Raw genomic sequence first — 14,060 nt, forward strand, 5'->3', positions numbered from 1 at the left:
TAGACGTGTTCAACGGGTTCACTGCCGCTGCCGGACACAACCTCTACACGGCCCGTAATTTCCCTAAAAGGTACTGGAACAGGATAGCCTTTGTCAACGAGCCGACCGGAAGGGTGGTACATGAGGCCATCCTGGAACCAAAGGGATCGGGTTTTGAAGAGAAGGACGGCTGGAACTTTGTGGCCAGTGCCGACGAGTGGTTCGGACCTGTACACAGCGAGGTGGGACCGGATGGGGCGGTATGGATGCTCGACTGGTACAACTTCATCATCCAGCACAACCCTACTCCTGCCGGATTCGAGAACGGTAAGGGCAATGCCTACATCAACCCGCTCAGGGACAGGACACACGGACGCATCTACAGGATCGTCTATAAAAACGCAAAACCCCAGCAGATCAAATCGCTGGACCGCAAAAGCAATGCCTCGCTGATCGGCGGGCTGAAAAGCGACAACATGTTCTGGCGCACAACCGCGCAGCGCCTGATCGTGGAGAATAAGGACAGATCCATCGCCCCGCAGCTGTATGCCCTGATCAGGGACAAAAATACCGATGAGATCGGCATCAACGCACCGGCTGTCCACGCCTTGTGGACGCTGCACGGCCTGGGCCTGCTCGACGGATCAAATACCGAAGCCTTTAATGTGGCAGTGGAAGCATTGTCCCATCCTGCTGCTGGTGTGCGTAAGGCGGCACTCCAGGTATTGCCCGACAACTCGGCATCACTGGCCGCCTTACAAAAAGCAGGACTGCTGAATGACCCCAGCCTCAACACCCGCCTGGCCGCTATCCTCAAAAGCGCAGACCTGCCCGCTTCTGCAGAAATGGGTGCTGAGCTGAAAGCGGCAGCGGCCATGAGCCAGAACAGCAATGACCGCTGGATCGCTGAAGCGCTCAAGGTGGCACTGGCCAGGCATGCTCAGGCCGCAGATGCACATGCCGGACACACCGGTCAGGGAAAGACAGGCGAAGGCTCATCCAGCCCGCAGGCCGAAGGAAAGGCCGACCAGGTCATCACCATTACCCCTGTCGTGAATGCCATGAAGTTTGACCTGAAATCCTTTACAGTAAAGGCGGGTACTACCGTAGAAGTCGTCTTTAAGAACATCGACTTCATGCAGCACAACCTGCTCATCCTGCAAAAGGGAAGCATGGATAAGGTCGGCGCTGCAGCAGACCAGATGGCACAGGACCCTAAGGGTGCAGAAAAGCAGTATGTGCCCAAAATGCCCGAGGTACTCTTCTATACCCCCTTGGTAAATCCAGAGGAAAGCTTTAAATTGAAGTTTAAAGTGCCTGCGGTAACCGGCGATTACCCTTTTATCTGTTCATTCCCAGGCCACTGGAGACTCATGAATGGCGTAATGAAAGTTACCAAATAGCCTGAAGGCTGGTCGCATAATAACCAAACCAATCCTGTCTGCGGGGAAAGATCATACGGTCTTTCCCCGCAGTTTTAAGCGGTCTTTACCCATAAGCACAATGGCCAGCCACATCACCGCCAGGTACACGCCTACAACAATCAGGTCCTGGTGCAAATGATGAGCCGGTATTACACGGAACAACCCTGCCCCGCCTTGCTGCTCAGCCCTGGGCAACATTCCTTGCAACAGGTTCCAGCCCATATGAATACCTGTGGGAAAAAACAAACGTCCCGTCCTCAGGTAAGCAAGCCCGAAAAGAACCGATCCTGTCCCCGTAGTCAATAGGATGATTCCTATTTCAGAAAACCGCATTCCAAGACTGATGTGCATAAGCCCGAAAGGAATAGCAACCAGCAACTGTGCAAGCCATACCGGGTAACGCGTCAGCAGAAGTTGAAATGGGTAGCCCCGGAACACAAACTCCTGCGCAAAAGCAGAAACAAAAGTAAAAAAGGCAAGCACAACCAGGTTCATACTCTTAAACTGTCCAAGCCAGACCAGCCTGTCTCCGGTAGTGGTTAGCGTAAGCAACGTTACGGTAATCAACAGCAATGCGCCAAGCCCGGCCCCCATGGCAAAGCTCCTGTAATCCTTCCCCCCTTGCGGAATAAATCCCAGCGTACCGATCCGCTTCCCTTCTGCCCTCAGCATCAGCCAGCTAACCAGGACACCCGCCAGCAAGTAGAATAAAGGATTGTTCAGATCTGGAGGAAGAACCCCGCCCAGCATCGTCGTTGCCCAGAGGACAATAAAATAAATACATACTTTCAGCCACGCAGGCCAAGATTGGAAATTTGTTTTCATCTTTTTTTGACCCGAAAATGCGGAAGTACCTGTTTCATCTCCAATTCTTTTAGACCAATACACAAATTAAACCAGCAAAGCCGGCATATATAGCCATCAGGCTACAAATACAGTTTCTTTCCTTTCATTGTCCCTAACGTTTTCTTTGTTGGGCCTTTGGGCCTGTTGGTCGATTACTCACTTTCAGATTCACCCAAAAAACTGATATTTAGAGATATGGAAATATCAACAACCGTAACGCAGATTTATAGCCATCCCAGGTTACGGTTTTTACTGCACCTTCTTTTTTGGATAGCGATGACGGCCGCCCGATATTACCTTTCAGGAATATCATTCAATGTCTATAATGGTTTCCCGCAAAACCGGCTCTTGTTGCTCAATCTGGGCAGCACAATAGCCATGGCTGCATTTTACTATGGCTTCACCTATCTCATATTACCGCGGTCCGGCCATAAGCACTACCTGTTCTTTGTCTGCACAACAATAATTGCAATAGCCGGTTACGTCCTTGCAGATACCTGGATAGAAAACAGATTGATTTTTACCTGCATGGAATGCCTGCAGGCCCTCAAAAAGAACAACCCCCACTATTATGATTACCTCAGGCTAGACCTCACTAATATCGCCTTAAAGCGGCTGATCAGCCTGGGCTCCATCCTTGGGCTCATCTTCTCCCTCGGAATTCCATTTGGCATCAAAATGGCGCTCCGGGCATTCCGTAACCAGCTGCAAGCCATACAGCTTTCCAAAGATAAGCTGCAGCTGGAACTCAATTTCTTAAAGTCACAGCTCAATCCGCATTTCCTGTTCAATTCGATGAACAACATTTACGGGCTTGTGCTCAGCGGAGACACACAACGTTCCGCCAGCCTGGTGGCCCGCCTCTCAGATCTTCTTCGCTATATGCTCTACGAATCCGACCAGGAAAACATGGCAGCGGTCAGGGAACTGCAGCTTATCCGCGATTATACGGAACTCGAAACACTGAGGCTAAACGACATCAAGGTCAATACCGATCTGCAGACAGATGGCTCAATAGATAAACTGCCGCCCCTGTTATTCGTTCCGCTGCTCGAAAATGCCTTTAAGTTTTGTCCAGACGAACCTGGTGCAACGATTGATATCCGGTTGTACATCTCGAAAGGAACCTTGTCCTTTTACTGCAGCAACTCCATTTCAGATCATCGGCCCGTATCGCACACCGAACGTGAACAGAACGGCATAGGAACACTCAATACCAGGAAGCGGCTGATGATGTATTACCCGCATCAACACAGCTATTCCAGCAGTACAAATAACAATACCTATCTTACTCAAATTACCATTGACCTGTCATGAAATGCCTGATCGTAGATGACGAACCCATTGCCCGGGATATTTTAAAAAGCTATATCGGCAAGTTACCCGGTCTCGAACTCTCAGGCACCTGTAAAAACGCAATGGAAGCCTATCAGGCGTTAATAGAACAAACTCCCGATCTGGTATTCCTCGACATCCGGATGCCGTCCGTTAATGGCATTGAATTCCTGCGCTCGTTAAACAAACCGCCACTGGTGATCTTTACCACGGCCTATGCCGACTTTGCTGCAGAGGGTTTTGATCTTTATGCCACCGACTACTTACTGAAGCCGGTAACTTTCGAGCGCTTTTGTATCGCGATAGAAAGAGCCCGGATCAGGCAGGCACAACAAGTTCCGCTCATTGCGGAAAATAACATGCCGGGTCCGGATTTTGTGTTCATCAGGCAGCAAAAACGGCTGATAAAGATCATGTACAGTGAGATCACCTTCATCAAGGCCGAGCGCGACTATAGCTATATCCATACGCAGACCACCCGCCTGCTTTCAGGCCTGCACCTTAAAAAACTGGAGGCCCTGCTCTCTTCCGCACATTTTGTCCGTGTGCACAGAGCTTATATCGTTAACATAGGCAAAATATCCTCATTGTCTCCGGATACGGTAGAAGTACAAGGTCAGCAAATACCGGTCGGCAGCAATTACCGCAAACAGCTGTACACAGCGCTCAACCTCCCTTCAGGAACTTCATGAGTGTAGACTGCACACTCGTCAGTTCAAAGGGCTTCTGGATAAAACCATCCGCATGGCATACTTTATCTATCCGTCCGGCAGCAGCATGTGCAGACATCATCACAATGGGCAGGCCAGCCGAAGATGGCTCATTCCTGATATCGTTGCAGATATCGGTGCCATACCCGTCGGGAAGCATCACATCAAGTAGGAATATGTCGGGTAGTTCAGCTGGAAATACGGCTTTGAATTCAGCGATATTTTCAAAGGAAGTCGTCACGAAGCCTTCCTCAGACAGGTAAATATCCAGGATATAGCGGATGTCTTCATCATCCTCCACAATAAAAACAGATGGCTTCATCATATTGTCCGGTTAGGTTTCTAATTTGTATGTAGTCAATCATTATCAAAAACCATTCCTGCAAATAATGTATTAATACCTGTTTTTGACTACATTGGCCATGTCGCAAACTCCCCTGCTTTTTGGCAAACTTGCCCTCTACCTGGAACCTATCAATTATGATAACTTTATCATCATAAAAAAGACCCGAATAAAATGAAAAACTCAATCTATCCATGCCTCTGGTTTGACGGCAAAGCACAGGAAGCGGCAGAATTCTACTGCACGCTGTTCGACAACGCTTCAATCAAAAAGACCATGTCAATGGTGACCACTTTTGAACTTGACGGTACCCTGTTCATGGGGCTGAATGGCGGGCCCGCATTTCAACCCAACCCGTCCATTTCATTTTACGCGACCATTGAAGATGAAGCAAAGCTCAGAAAAATATGGGATGCCCTGGCTACAGGAGGTTATGTAATGATGCCCCTGGATAAATACGACTGGAGCCCGCTTTACGGCTGGGTGGCAGATAAATATGGAATTAGCTGGCAGCTTTCCCTGGGCAAACCCGCAGAGGTAGGACAAAGTATCGTCCCTTTGCTGATGTTCTGTGGCGACCATCAGAACCAGGCAGAAGCAGCTGTGGAATTTTACCGTTCGGTATTCAGCAACTCCTCAACAGATTTCGTCGCCAGGTATGCGCCCGGTCAGGCCCAAACCGAAGCCACCATTGTACATTCAAGGTTCCGTCTCAAGGATAACGTATTCATGGCAATGGACAGCGGGGTGAAACAGTCTTTTACATTCAATGAAGGTGTTTCCCTGGTCATCAGTTGTGACACCCAGGAAGAAATTGATCACTACTGGAACAGCTTCACGGAAAAAGGGCAGGAAAGCATGTGCGGCTGGTGTAAGGACCAGTTCGGGGTAAGCTGGCAGATCACACCCAGTATAATTGGCTCCATAATGGCCGATCCCGTTAAATTCCCGGCTGCATTCGAAGTCGTCATGAAATCAAAGAAATTGAACATCGCAGAGCTGGTCAGCGCCGCAGAAAACGCATAACGGGTACTTATCTCCGGAAAACCCGTATTTTCTTCATAAAAAGCGGAACAAGGCTTGCTTGGTTATAGCTAATCAAATATAATCATTCCTGTTATGAAAAATTTATTGGCACACCTCCCTGCCGACCTTTCCGGAAAGCGGATCCTGATTGCAGGCGGTACAAAGGACTATGGACGAGAGATCACACTGAAGCTGGCTTCAATGGGCGCAAAATTAATGGTCCTCTCTGAAGAAGAAGAAGCGCTCGGCAACACGATGGAGCTTTTACGCGCGATGGACTGTGAGTCCCGTTGTTATGGTATGATTGCCGAACCCTCCGATCCAGACGACATCAGGATCATCCTGGATGTCATTCAACGGCACTTCAGGGGGCTCGACATCCTGATCAACAACAATATGTTTACATTTCCGCGGCAGCTGCACACCGGAGAATTAAGTCCCGATGATATCCTGTACACTCGGCTTCAGGGTCAGCTGTACTGCACCAGGGAACTGATCGGGCAAATGGAAAAGACCGGAAACGCCTGCATTCTGAATGTCAATACGATCGGCAGCGAAATGCGCCGGAAGTACCGCTTGCTTTGTAATAAGGCAAGGATTGCGTTCCGGGAATTTAACAGCACACTCTGCAGAGAGGCAGCCGATAAAAATGTCAGGGTGATCTTATCCTCTGTATAGATCACCTGCCAAACAATACGATAAGCTCCCTGAATACGCGGGCAGTTCCCTTTTGCAGTTCCCTGGTCTTAAACCTCCAGGTCCAGTTATGAGCAGTAGATGCCGGCGTATTCATACGGTCTTTAGCCGGTTTGTTTAAAATATCCTGCATCGGGATGATAGCAAGGTCGGCACTGGACCCCAGGGCAAGCCGCGCCAGTTTCAAGGCAACATTATGGCGCGATACTTTGGTTCCTGTATATTTTTCAAGGCGCTTTTTTACAGCAACATCAGTTTCCTCTTCATACCATCCCCTGCTGGTATTGTTGTCATGGGTACCGGTATAGACCACACAATTATGAGTACCAAATTGATGTGGTGCATGGATAGAGGAAGCTCCGTCGTCACCGAATGCAAATTGCAACACCTTCATTCCGGGCAGGCCAAACTTGTCCCTCAGCGCATACACATCTTCACTGATTTCACCCAGATCTTCAGCGATCAGCGGCAATTTGCCCAGTTTGTCCCATAGCGTCTGGAAAAATTTCACACCGGGACCTTTTTTCCAGCTGCCATTTTTTGCCGTATCGCTGCCTGCAGGTACTTCCCAGTAAGCTAAAAATGCCCTGAAATGATCCAGCCGGACCAGATCGTAAAGTTCCAGGTTCTTAGCCATCCTTTCCATCCACCAGCGATAACCTTGCCTTTCCATCACCTTCCAGTTGTACACCGGCATACCCCAAAGCTGTCCCTCTGCATTAAAGTAGTCAGGCGGGACACCCGCTATACCTTTTACCTTTCCGTTCGGTGCAACTGCAAATAAAGATCGGCCTGCCCAAACATCTGAAGAATCCAGAGCAGTATAAAACGGCAGGTCCCCGATAATGTCGATGCCAAGTATATGAGCTTCCCGCTTCAGCCGCCGCCATTGTTTGAAAAAGATATACTGCTGCCATTTCAGCTCCTGCAGCCGGTCAGGATGAGCAGCCGACACCTGCTGCAGCTGGTCTCCGTCCCGGTCACGCAAAGCCTCCGGCCATTCATACCAGGGCTTCGAACCCTGCAGTTCACGGATCAGGACAAATAAGGCATAATCCCGGAGCCAGCCATCTTCCCGCTCGCAGAACGACTCAAAAGCCGGATCTCTGTTTGCGCCCTGGTTAAGCCGCCATTGATCAAATGCCTTTTTCAGCAGGTCATTTTTAAGTGCGTTCGCTTTCGGGTAACTAACCTTCCTGCGTATTCGCTTCTGATGTAATTTAAGGTCTTCTATGCCCAGATAACCTTCCTCCATAAGCAATTCTGGACTGATCATCAGCGTATTGCCAGCCATAACTGAAGTAGCACTATAAGGAGAATATACCTGTTCCTCAGAAAGGGGGTTCATAGGCAGTACCTGCCAGTATCTCATCCCGCACGCATCCAGGAAAGAAAGGAAGCTGCTTGCGGCGGGGCCAAAATCACCGATACCATACGCAGAGGGCAACGAGCTGATATGCGTAAGCACACCTGCTCCCCGCCGTTGCTCAGGGATTTCAAACAGCAGCATGCCCAGTTTAAGGTCATCGAACATACTGCTCAGTTCAATTTCCTTCTCAAAGGATAGCGGTCTGTCATTAAGTATATTACGGCATTTATTAACACCCAGGATAGACTCAGGGAGCTCAATATAAGTATCTTCCCATGAAGATACCGCGGTATTGACTGCTGCTGCCACCAGCAGCGATTGGTTGCGGTATCTCCTCAGGAATGCCACAACATGGTCCGACTGACTGCCCCTCACCTTCAGCGGCTCATAGGTACCATCGGCAAAGAGTGGAGCATGGTCCCTGCGAAACCTCAGCAGGGTATGCAGCAACCACAACTTCTCCGCTGGTCCTTCGGGCCGCACCTTCGATTGGAGCAACCGATGCCTGAGCGCATAATCTACCGGCCTCCGGTTGTCCGGATCTACCATGCTCAGGTCCCATAATTCCGTACCCTGGTAGGTATCCGGTATACCCGGCAGCGTATGCTTTAACAATAAGGAAGACAGCGAGGCCTGCCTGCCCAGGTCAGCTACCCTTTGTTGAAAGGTGATAAATTTCGGCCAGAATTTTCCTTCCGGATCCAGCAGGTACCGGATGAAATCCTGGGTATGAGCCTCATACTCCAGGTCCGGTGCTTCCCAGCCAGATCTCCGTTTAGATTCCCGGAGCGCCTTTTCGATATAATTCAGCAACCGTTCCTCATAGCGTTCCGCAACCAGGTCATCAGGACAGGTCGCGATCAGGGTCTGGTAAATAAAATATTCGTCGTTCGCATCCGGTGCATTTCCAGCCTTTATTTCTCTGTTCATTTCAGACCAGGCATTCACTTCATCGATCCACTCCTTGCGGATATCCGTAAGCACACCTAGCCTTGCACGCGCATCTTCCCCTCTTTTGGTATCATGTGTGGCAGTCGCGTTCATCGTATGCGGCCAGTATTTGCTCCGCCTGCCCAACTGTTCGTGAAACTCACTTACCGTGATCCCGAATACCTCAGGGGAATCCCCCACTTCATTATTACCGATAAAACGGTTATAGGTATACATGAGTGTATCTTCAACACCTTTGGCCATCAAAGGGCCGGTAAACTGCATCAGGCGCTTAAAAAACACCATGGAATTGGCTGCTTCAGTTTCCATATCCGGATACAGTAAAAAGCGGCGCAGCTGGCTTACGACATTCTTATATCCCGTTTCCACTTCAATTTCCTTAAACAAAGATTCCAGTGATGCCGCTTCAGCCTCCTGCAGCGGATAACGATTACTGTAAAACCGGTACACCGGACACCGCACCAGGAGTTCTGACAGCACAGCTTTGAATTCGCTGCCCTCTACACCGGCCAGCCTAAGCAGCAATTGATACAGGTTTTCCAGCTCACCCTGCATAAAATCCTCAAGAAAGGCACGCTTCTTCAGGATCACCTGTTGCTCCACCGGCCTTTGCTTCCTGCCCAGGCCATCATAAAAGTCATCAAATTTCTTTTCTGCTTTATGGTTGGTAAACAGCTGGTTTACCAGTCCCAGGTAATCATATCCTGTAGTTCCCTGCACCGGCCAGTTCAGGTTAAGCTCCTCACCCGGTTCCAGTATTTTTTCGACGACAATATAAGTCTCCGTACCACAGAGCGCGCGCAACCGCTGCAGATAACCGGTCGGATCAGCCAGGCCATCGACGTGGTCTATCCTCAGGCCCTGGAATATACCCTCATCCAGCAACACCTTGATCAGCTTGTGATAGGCTGCAAAAACCTCGGGATATTGCACATTGATACAGATCAGGCTGTTTACCGTAAAGAACCTGCGGTAATTAATGCGTTCATTCGTCTCCTGATAATTACACAAACGGAGAAAGGGATATTCTTCAGCGGAAAGCTGCTCAAACAAAGGATCGCCCTCAAAAGGCGCCATTAGAGGCTCCTTAGCCAGATCCTTGCTGATAATATCAAAATAACTGCGGTATTTCGATTCCTCACCATACCTCAGCACGTCCATCAGCCAGGGATTGTTGACATGATATCCCATATGGTTCGGCACAATATCCTGGACCCAGTTCATGCCTGCCGCTTTCAGCAAGGCAGACAGCTCACGGAGTTCTTCCAGCGTACCGATCTCAGGATTAATGCGGTTCGGGTTGGTTACATCATAGCCATGCATACTGCCCGGCACAGCCTCAAAGATGGGTGAGGCATACAGCGTCACAACACCCAGTTCCTTCAGGTAAGGAACAATCAGGCTACAGTCCTTAAAGGTAAAGTCTTTGTTGAACTGAATGCGGTAAGTAGAGATAAGATCAGGCATAAAAAGCAGAATAGGCAATAAACGATTCAGGCTGTAGTTGTCCGGAAACACTGCCAGGTCCCAGCCATTCAGGATCAGCAGAATCAACAATTTTCGTAGGTGAGATCACATGGTCGGGCAATGCGAGCTGTTGCGGCTGTCCGGAGAAGTTCATCAGGCAAAGCACAAGTTCATTACTCCCGGTCATCCTCCTCTCCAGCATCAGGCAGTGTTGCGCATCAAATGTAAAGCAACGCAATGCGGTACGTTCCCCCGCCCTCAGTACCTGGTTCTGTTTCCTCAGGGCGATCAGATGGCGGTAATAGGCCAGCATACGTTCGTGCCTCCCGGTTACGGGCAAAGACCAGTTGAGTTTACATTGCAAAAACGTCTGCTCCGCCTTAGGGTCGGGGGCTTCTCCGGCGGCATGCATGGCCGCAAATTCTTCCTTACGCCCTTTGCGCACCAGTTCAACCAGCTCAGCATCTTCGTGGTCAATAAAATACTGGAAAGGGTTAGTTTCGCCCCATTCCTCTCCCATAAACAACATCGGTAAATAAGGTGAGAAAAGCACAGCGGCAGCCAGCAGCTTCTGCATTTCAAAACTGACCAGCGTACCGGTTCTTTCCCCCATCATCCGGTTACCCACCTGGTCGTGGTTCTGCGAAAAGACAACAAATTGCTGGCCTTCATGATCGGCCAGCGGGCGGCCGAAGTACTGGCCGCGTTCCTCTGAAAATTGCCCCGTATAAACGTAAGCATCCCGGTAAGACTTGGCCAGATGCGCTATCCCGCTGAAATCCGCGTAATAACCCCTTCTCTCTTCCCCGGCAGTTACCCGGAGCGCATGATGGAATTCGTCTGTCCATTGGGCATCCATACCCAAGCCATTACGTCGGGTGTCTTCAATATACCGGGGATCGTTCAGATCACATTCAGCGATCAGGTAATGCCTTCTGCCGGTTTGCTCCATAAGGAGATCCGTATGTTGCCGGATGGCCTGCAAAATATGCACGGCACTGAAATCCTTGATGGCGTGGACAGCATCAAGCCTGAGCGCATCGATATGGAAATCGCGGAACCACATCAGTACATTCTCAATAAAATAGTCACGTACGCCGTAACAGTCCCGGTCGTCAAAATTAATGGCATTGCCCCAGGGAGTCCGGTACTTTTCGGTGAAGTAAGGGCCGAACTCAGACAGGCAATTTCCCTCAGGACCAAGATGGTTATATACCACATCCAGGATCACCGCCAGCCCTTTTTCATGACAGCATTCAACCAGTCTGCGCAATCCATCGGCGCCGCCGTAGTTCCACTGCACCGCAAAAGGGAACACACCGTCATACCCCCAGTTGCGTTTACCCGGAAACGCGGCGACCGGCATCAGCTCGATTGCCGTAATACCTAGCTCGGCCAGGTAGTCAAGTTTCGAAGCAATCCCCTCAAAATCTCCGGCATCCGAGAAAGTACCCGTATGGAGCTCATAAATAATATAATCTTTCAGGTCAGGGTTTTTCCAGCCGGTATCTTCCCAGTCATAACCACCCAGCCTTACGGCCATTGAAGGCCCGTGAACGCCCTCAGGTTGTGCCAGAGCGGCCGGATCGGGCAACCTGCGGTCGTCATCAAGTACAATTCTGTATCGGTCGCCCTCCACAATTGCAGTAGTCTCCGTTCCCCAGTAGCCACGGCCCTCCGCTTCCAGGTAAATCCGTTCGCCACTCTTCTCAAGTTCAATGGCAACACGTTTCGCTTGCGGCGCCCAGACACGAAAGGTCCAGCTGCCCCCATGTTCATTGAGGCCAATATTTCTTTTCAATACATTAATATCCATATCAATACGTCATTTACCGTCCGGCCTTCAGTACCATCACTACCCTTCCACCTGCGGTCATCTCTGTTTCAGCCTGGTATTTCAGCCTTTGGTTAAGTTTCGGGTCCCCGGTATCCAGTACCTTTTCCCATTCCCTGCCAAACTTTTCGGGTGGCATCCGGAACATGACTTCTTCCGAATGCGCATTAAAGATCACATAGAACGCTTCGTTGCCCCCATCCAGGAATACCGCCATCGACTTGGCAAAATCTTCGTTCCAGTTATGGTCTTCCATCTCGTTACCTTCCGGAAGGAACCAGGCAATATCCGGAACGCCGGTTTCTTTTGAAGGCACTCCCTTAAACCATTTCCGCTTGCAGAACACCGGGTTATGCCTTCTCAGCTCAATCACTTTCCGTGTAAAATCCACCAGCTCCTTATCCTGTTTATCCCAGTGCAGCCACGAAATCTCATTGTCCTGGCAATACGCATTGTTGTTGCCCTGCTGCGTACGCCCCAGCTCATCACCCGCCACCAGCATAGGTACGCCCTGTGAAAGGAAAAGGCTGGCAATCATATTTCTTTTCTGCCGGGCCCGCAGGTCATTGATGACCTGGTCGTCAGTTTCACCTTCAGCCCCGTAATTGCAGGAACGGTTATGCGCTTCACCATCATTGTTTTCCTCTCCGTTAGCCTCATTGTGCTTTTCATTGTAGCTCACCAGGTCATGCAGGGTAAAGCCATCATGGGCAGTGACGAAATTAACACTTGCCGTAGGGCTGCGGTCGCTGTCCTGGTAAAGGTCCGGGCTTCCAGTAAACCGGCTGGCAAATTCTCCAAGCATGCTTTCCTCACCACGCCAGTAATCGCGGATACAGTCCCGGTACTTCCCGTTCCATTCCGCCCATCCCGGCGGAAAGTTCCCCACCTGATAACCACCCTCACCAACATCCCAGGGTTCCGCAATCAGCTTAACTTGTGAAATCACCGGGTCCTGGTGAATAATAGAGAAGAATGCGCCCAGCATATTGACCTCATTCAGGTCCCTGGCAAGTGTAGAAGCCAGGTCAAAACGGAAGCCATCCACATGCATTTCCAGTATCCAGTACCTGAGGCTATCCATGATCATCCTCAGCACACTGGGCGATACTGCATTAATGGTATTCCCCGTACCAGTATAGTCCATATAATAACGCTTGTCCTCAGTCAGCCGGTAGTACTCGACATTATCTATTCCCTTAAAGGAAAGCGTAGGCCCCAGATGATTGCCTTCGGCAGTATGATTGTAGACCACATCCAGGATCACCTCTATGCCCTCACGGTGCAGGGCCTTTACCATATCCTTAAATTCACGCACCTGACCGCCCTTATAATCAGAAGAAGAATACCTGCTGTCGGGTGCAAAGAAACCAATGGTATTATAGCCCCAGTAATTGCTCAGGCCCCGGTCCCTCAGGTGGCGGTCACTGATAAACTGGTGCACAGGCATCAGCTCAATGGCAGTGATACCCATCGATTTGAGATGCGCGGTCATCGCCGGATGCCCAACGGCAGCATAAGTGCCCCTGATCGCTTCCGGAATCTCCGGATGCAGTTTGGTCAGGCCCTTGACGTGGGCCTCATAAATAATCGTTTCATGATAATTCCTTTTTGGTGCGCCGACGCCTTCCCAGTCATAATTCTGGTCAACCACTACCGCCTTCGGCGTAAATAGAGCACTGTCTGTTCCGCTCATCACGGTATCGTCCTTTTCCAGGTCATAGCCAAACAGGCTGTCATGCCATTCTACAGAACCAGATATGGCCTTTGCATAGGGATCGATCAGTAATTTATTCGGATTATACCTGTGGCCCGCTGCCGGGTCATAAGGCCCGTCTACCCGGTATCCGTAGCACTGTCCGGGCCCTATTCCCTCAACATAAATATGCCATACCTGTCTGCTTTTTTCTTTAACAGCGATCCGTTCCAGTTCCTGCGCACATTGTTCATCAAACAGGCAAAGTTCTACCGCAGTGGCATTACCGGCAAACAGGGCAAAATTCACTCCTTTTCCGTCCCAGGTAGCACCCAGAGGATAAGGAGTTCCCGAAGAAAGTTTCCTCATAGCGCTTACAGGTAA

10 protein-coding genes are annotated in these 14,060 nt (G+C 50.1%); 5 read left to right on the plus strand and 5 right to left on the minus strand.

Features of this window, described 5'->3' with window-relative positions; translation table 11 throughout:
* The coding region (locus P2W84_RS00005; RefSeq protein WP_276088034.1) for a plastocyanin/azurin family copper-binding protein at nucleotides 1–1,382 on the plus strand (1,382 nt) is incomplete at its 5' end.
* 51 nt (nucleotides 1,383–1,433) lie between these two features.
* On the opposite strand, the gene P2W84_RS00010 is transcribed toward P2W84_RS00005, so the two are convergent.
* The gene (locus P2W84_RS00010; RefSeq protein WP_276088035.1) at nucleotides 1,434–2,228 is read right to left on the minus strand and encodes a CPBP family intramembrane glutamic endopeptidase; all 795 of its coding nucleotides are present in this window, start codon (nucleotides 2,226–2,228) and stop codon (nucleotides 1,434–1,436) included.
* Between the two features lie 216 nt (nucleotides 2,229–2,444).
* Here P2W84_RS00010 and P2W84_RS00015 point away from each other — a divergent pair, with 216 nt between their 5' ends.
* Nucleotides 2,445–3,566: a sensor histidine kinase gene (locus P2W84_RS00015; RefSeq protein ID WP_276088036.1), complete on the plus strand. Its 1,122-nt coding sequence runs from the start codon at nucleotides 2,445–2,447 to the stop codon at nucleotides 3,564–3,566.
* On the plus strand, nucleotides 3,563–4,276 hold the full coding sequence (locus P2W84_RS00020; RefSeq protein ID WP_276088037.1) for a LytTR family DNA-binding domain-containing protein: 714 nt from the start codon (nucleotides 3,563–3,565) through the stop codon (nucleotides 4,274–4,276). Before P2W84_RS00015 ends, P2W84_RS00020 begins: the two co-directional genes overlap by 4 nt.
* Here P2W84_RS00020 and P2W84_RS00025 read toward each other — a convergent pair.
* Entirely contained in the window at nucleotides 4,251–4,619 is a 369-nt protein-coding gene (locus P2W84_RS00025) for a response regulator (protein ID WP_276088038.1), read from the minus strand. The genes P2W84_RS00020 and P2W84_RS00025 overlap by 26 nt on opposite strands.
* Nucleotides 4,620–4,811: 192 nt before the next feature.
* Here P2W84_RS00025 and P2W84_RS00030 point away from each other — a divergent pair, with 192 nt between their 5' ends.
* On the plus strand, nucleotides 4,812–5,663 hold the full coding sequence (locus tag P2W84_RS00030; RefSeq protein ID WP_276088039.1) for a VOC family protein: 852 nt from the start codon (nucleotides 4,812–4,814) through the stop codon (nucleotides 5,661–5,663).
* Nucleotides 5,664–5,756: 93 nt separating this feature from the next.
* The gene (locus tag P2W84_RS00035) at nucleotides 5,757–6,341 is read left to right on the plus strand and encodes an SDR family NAD(P)-dependent oxidoreductase (RefSeq protein ID WP_276088040.1); all 585 of its coding nucleotides are present in this window, start codon (nucleotides 5,757–5,759) and stop codon (nucleotides 6,339–6,341) included.
* Nucleotide 6,342: 1 nt separating this feature from the next.
* Here P2W84_RS00035 and treY read toward each other — a convergent pair whose 3' ends face one another.
* Genes treY through glgX form a run of 3 tightly spaced genes read right to left on the minus strand, consistent with a single transcriptional unit; the run spans nucleotide 6,343 to nucleotide 14,045 of the window.
* A complete protein-coding gene (gene treY, locus P2W84_RS00040) occupies nucleotides 6,343–10,233 on the minus strand; it encodes a malto-oligosyltrehalose synthase (protein ID WP_276088041.1) in 3,891 nt (1,296 codons plus the stop codon).
* A complete protein-coding gene (gene treZ / locus P2W84_RS00045; protein WP_276088042.1) occupies nucleotides 10,139–11,962 on the minus strand; it encodes a malto-oligosyltrehalose trehalohydrolase in 1,824 nt (607 codons plus the stop codon). Before treZ ends, treY begins: the two co-directional genes overlap by 95 nt.
* Nucleotides 11,963–11,975: 13 nt before the next feature.
* Nucleotides 11,976–14,045, minus strand: a complete 2,070-nt coding sequence (gene glgX / locus P2W84_RS00050) for a glycogen debranching protein GlgX (RefSeq protein ID WP_276088043.1) — start codon at nucleotides 14,043–14,045, stop codon at nucleotides 11,976–11,978.
* Between the last annotated feature and the right edge of the window lie 15 nt (nucleotides 14,046–14,060).

It is taken from the genome of Pedobacter sp. JY14-1 (genome assembly GCF_029269825.1).
Taxonomy (GTDB): domain Bacteria; phylum Bacteroidota; class Bacteroidia; order Sphingobacteriales; family Sphingobacteriaceae; genus Pedobacter.